The sequence below is a fragment of the Vibrio sp. 704 genome (assembly GCF_033339295.1).
The window spans coordinates 1-837 of record NZ_JAWOUH010000254.1; the positions used below are offsets into that span (position 1 = coordinate 1).

Here is an 837-nt window from a genome sequence, read left to right on the forward strand (position 1 = left end):
TAGGTGTATCAGACGCCCAGAAGCACAGAATTCCTAATAAAGCCGTTTTGTTGCTTCTGGTCGCTGTCACTGCAAACGTGATTTATAGTCCTACCACATCGTTGATGGATCATGCGTATGGAGGATTAGTAGCGTTTGCAGTGTGCTTTGCGCTCTATCTTGTTAAAGCAATGGCTGGAGGAGACGTTAAATTACTCGCCGTTATTGGGGTATGGTTGGGTCTGAGTAATCTGTGGGAAGCGTCTATCGGAATTATTCTCGCAGGGGGAATTGTTGGCATCTTTTATTTGATGCTTCACATTGCTTCAACGAGCGTTGCTCTAACTCATCAGGTCAAGGGCTACTGCATTGAAAAAGTTACACCAGGCTTTAGGTCTAATAAGCCACTAGTGATTCCTTTCGCGCCTGTAATCGTAATCGGATTAGCTTATTTCTCCTACACGCACTAATACTTATAAATAAAAAAACATACGACATCAGTTGACTAGGCAACTTCAAGAGGGGAAGTATGATGGGCTCTGCGTATTGGGAAAAACTAGTGCCACAAATCAATCCACCAAAGGTGCCTTCCGCAGTGGAAGGTCTTGGGATCCCAGCTTCAGTCGTTGAAAACCTAGTTCTGAAACATCTGGCTGCTTATCCCAAATGTGATTTAGTTGAACTGACTCAACGTTTGTGTGTGGTTTCAAACATCGTTGAGCTTGCACTCGCGCAGTTGAGAAAACGCAGTTGGGTTGAGGTGTATCAGCCTGCGTCAGACAAACTAAGTCATTCGTATTCTAATGTTCGATATAGCCTTACCGAATTTGGTTTGGCTGAGGCGGATATTGCTTATCG

At 44.2% G+C, this 837-nt stretch carries 1 protein-coding gene and 1 pseudogene; both read left to right on the forward strand.

The genetic code is table 11. From position 1 onward, the window contains the following. The coding region (locus R7R24_RS25770; protein WP_318119965.1) for an A24 family peptidase at window positions 1-449 on the forward strand (449 nt) is incomplete at its 5' end. 62 nt (window positions 450-511) lie between these two features. After that, window positions 512-837, forward strand: a pseudogene (locus tag R7R24_RS25775) (AAA family ATPase); the annotation flags it as partial.